Origin of the sequence: Tianweitania sp. (genome assembly GCF_032053605.1) — a bacterium.
Classification (GTDB): Bacteria; Pseudomonadota; Alphaproteobacteria; order Rhizobiales; family Rhizobiaceae; genus Tianweitania.
Genome location: NZ_DAMBUH010000134.1, coordinates 4,798 through 7,828, shown reverse-complemented (window position 1 = coordinate 7,828; position 3,031 = coordinate 4,798). Strand labels below are relative to the sequence as shown.

Below are 3,031 nucleotides of genomic sequence, written 5' to 3'. Positions count from 1 at the left end.
GCTACTACCCGGACGGGATCATGCAGATGCAGAGCGCGTCCAGCGTCTTCGCCCGCCGCTTGCGCCAAACTATCCGCCGGCCGCAGCGCTCGGGGCGCTTTATGCGAGCGACCAGCAGGCCGGCTTGCGCGCGAGCTGGCTGCTGTCACGGCTGCATGCCTTCGACCTGCTCAAGCTCGGCATCAATGCCGATTGCCTGCCCGTGCTCGACGTGCCGGTTGCCGGCGCGCATGACGTGATCGGCAACCGTGCCTATGGCACCGAGCCGGAAATCGTTGCAACGCTTGGACGCGCGGCAGTGGATGGTTTGCTGGCCGGTGGTGTTCTGCCGGTGATGAAGCATGTGCCAGGACATGGGCGCGCCACGGCCGACACGCATCTGGCGCTGCCGACCGTCGATGCTTCGCTGGAGGATTTGCGCGCCCGCGACTTCGCGCCGTTCAAGGCGTTGTCGGACGTCGGCATGGCGATGACCGCGCATGTCATCTATTCCGCCATCGATCCGGATCTGCCGGCGACGACATCGCCGATCGTGATTGACGAGATCATCCGCAAGGAGATTGGGTTCGACGGCCTCCTCATGAGCGACGATGTTTCGATGAAGGCGCTGTCGGGCGATTTCGCCAGCCGCAGCCGTGCGATTCTCGCGGCAGGCTGCGATATCGTTCTGCATTGCAACGGCGTGATGGGCGAGATGGAAGCGGTGGTTGCCGAAACGCCGCGCCTGACGGATGGAGCATTGGCCCGTGCCGAACGCGCTCTGCTGCCGCTGGCTATGCGCGACAATTCCGTCGAGGATGACGTGCGCGCCGAGTTTGCCCAGCTGATGCAGTTGGTGGCATAAGACGGCCGGCCTCGCGTGAGAGGTCGCGCGAGGTCGATGCTTGAACAGCACACGCAATGATGGCGGGGCAGCCGTTCCTCCAGATGAACTCTGGGCCGATGCCAAGACACAGGGCTTGAGCGAGCCGGAGCTGGTTGTGGATGTCGCCGGTTTCGAAGGGCCGCTCGACCTTCTGCTTCATCTTGCCCGCAATCAGAAGGTCGACCTTTCGCAGATCTCCGTGGTGGCGCTGGCAGAGCAATATATCGGCTTCATCGATCAGGTGCGCGCAATGCGGCTGGAGCTAGCGGCCGACTATCTCGTGATGGCGGCGTGGTTGGCTTTCCTGAAATCCAAGCTGCTGATCCCCAAGACGCGCGATGAGGAAGGCGAAAGCGGCGAGGAACTTGCCGCCGTGCTGCAGTTTCGCTTGAAGCGGCTGGAAGCCATGCGTGAGGCTGCTGCGCGGCTCGTCAATCGTGATCGGCTCGGGCGTGATGTGTTTGCGCGCGGCGCGCCGGAAGCCCTGGAGATGGATCGCAGCGTGACCTTCGAGGCCAGCCTGTATGATCTTCTCGCCGCCTATGCGGTGCAGCGCCAGCGGCAGGCGGTGAGCAATGTGCAGATCGCGGCGCGGGGTGTGTGGTCGCTGCAGGACGCGCGCGATCTGCTGGTGCGGATGGTTGGCCGTTCGGGGCAATGGAGCGCGCTTGACCGCTTTCTTGCTCAGTATTTAACCGAGCCCGCCCAGCGTCGCAGCCTTCTGGCCAGCTCCTTCGCCGCCAGCCTCGAACTGATCCGCGAGGGTAAGCTGGAAGTGCGCCAGGATGGGGCTTTCGAGCCGATCTATATGCGCCCGGGTCAACAGCGGCCGCGGCTTGTCGGGGACACGACGTGAGCCAGTCGAGTATCGACAGCGACCTGTTTGCCGAACAGGGCCTCGGTCAAGCGATTCGCATCGTTGAGGCGATCCTGTTCGCCAGTGCCGAGCCGGTGACGGGCAAGATGCTCGCCGAGCGGCTGCCGGACGATGTTTCATTGGACGCGGTGATGGAGCGGCTGGTTGCGGCTTACGCCAATCGCGGCGTCAACGTCGTGCGGGTGGACGATGCCTGGGCGCTGCGCACCGCGCCGGATCTCGGCTTTCTTCTTCGCCGCGATGCTCCGCAGCAAAAGAAGCTGTCGCGCGCCGCGCTCGAAGTACTTTCCACCATCGCCTATCATCAGCCAGTCACGCGGGCCGAGATCGAGGATGTGCGCGGCGTTGAAACGTCGAAGGGGACGCTCGATCTTCTGCTGGAAAGCGGCTGGGTGCGTATGCGCGGGCGTCGTCGTACACCGGGGCGGCCGGTGACCTATGGAACGACTCAAGGCTTTCTGGATCATTTTGGGCTTTCGGAATTGCGCGATCTGCCGGGCATGGAGGAGCTGAAAGGGGCAGGGCTCCTGTCGCCGCGCATGCCCAGCAACTTCGCCGTGCCGGTGCCGCCGGTGGATGGCGATCTGCTTGGCCCTGATGAAGACGAACTGACCGACATCGATCTGGAAGAACTCGGCCTCCTTACGCCCCGCGTCACGGAGGATTGATGAGGCCGCTCAGCGGCGCGGCTTCATCGAAACCGTTGGAGAACCCGCTATAGGCATGGTAGCAAGGGCTCGAAGCTGTATAGTTTCGCGCTGAAGCCGTGCTTTAGTTCGAATGGTACGGTAAACCACCCGCATCGGATGCGGCGCATTGTCTTAACCCGGCGCGACGTCTTCCTCTCGCCCGAAATGTCTGATGTGCTGTTGACGATGAAGGGATTTGCAAAGGCTTGACGTAAGGCCTAGCTGTTCCCCCGGGTTAAGAATTCGAAAGAGAGTGATCATGGGTTCCTTTTCGATCTGGCACTGGCTGATCGTGCTTGTTGTTGTCCTGCTGCTGTTCGGCCGCGGCAAGATCCCCGAGCTGATGGGCGACATGGCCAAGGGCATCAAGAGCTTCAAGAAGGGCATGACCGACGACGATACGCCGGGCGAGGTTCGCCCCGTCGATCCGCGCACCGTCGAGCATCGCCCCGGCGAGACTGTGGTGACCCCGGACCGCAACGTCACCAAATCCTGACGCGTTCCGCGCCGAGTTCTTAAGCGGGAACAGTTCTGATGTTCGAGATCGGTTGGACCGAGATGCTCGTGATCGCGATCGTCATGATCGTGGTCGTGGGCCCG

General features: G+C 62.9%; 4 protein-coding genes and 1 pseudogene. All 5 read left to right on the top strand.

Annotation, left to right across the window (positions count from 1 at the left end):
• Nucleotides 1-844, top strand: an 844-nt coding sequence (locus RTX98_RS18835; protein WP_312798359.1) for a glycoside hydrolase family 3 N-terminal domain-containing protein, incomplete at its 5' end; no start/stop codon positions are given.
• A gap of 40 nt (nucleotides 845-884) precedes the next feature.
• Nucleotides 885-1,721: a segregation and condensation protein A gene (locus RTX98_RS18830; protein ID WP_416223176.1), complete on the top strand. Its 837-nt coding sequence runs from the start codon at nucleotides 885-887 to the stop codon at nucleotides 1,719-1,721.
• Nucleotides 1,718-2,410, top strand: a complete 693-nt coding sequence (gene scpB / locus RTX98_RS18825; protein WP_312798358.1) for an SMC-Scp complex subunit ScpB — start codon at nucleotides 1,718-1,720, stop codon at nucleotides 2,408-2,410. Before RTX98_RS18830 ends, scpB begins: the two co-directional genes overlap by 4 nt.
• A gap of 280 nt (nucleotides 2,411-2,690) precedes the next feature.
• Nucleotides 2,691-2,927, top strand: coding sequence for a twin-arginine translocase TatA/TatE family subunit (locus RTX98_RS18820; RefSeq protein WP_312798356.1), 237 nt, complete (start codon nucleotides 2,691-2,693; stop codon nucleotides 2,925-2,927).
• Nucleotides 2,928-2,965: 38 nt separating this feature from the next.
• Nucleotides 2,966-3,031, top strand: a pseudogene (locus RTX98_RS18815) (twin-arginine translocase subunit TatB); the annotation flags it as partial.

Excerpts from the sequence above, each read along its gene's own strand:
- RTX98_RS18820 (WP_312798356.1), top strand. The coding sequence starts at position 2,691 with ATGGGTTCCTTTTCGATCTGGCACTGGCTGATCGTGCTTGTTGTTGTC.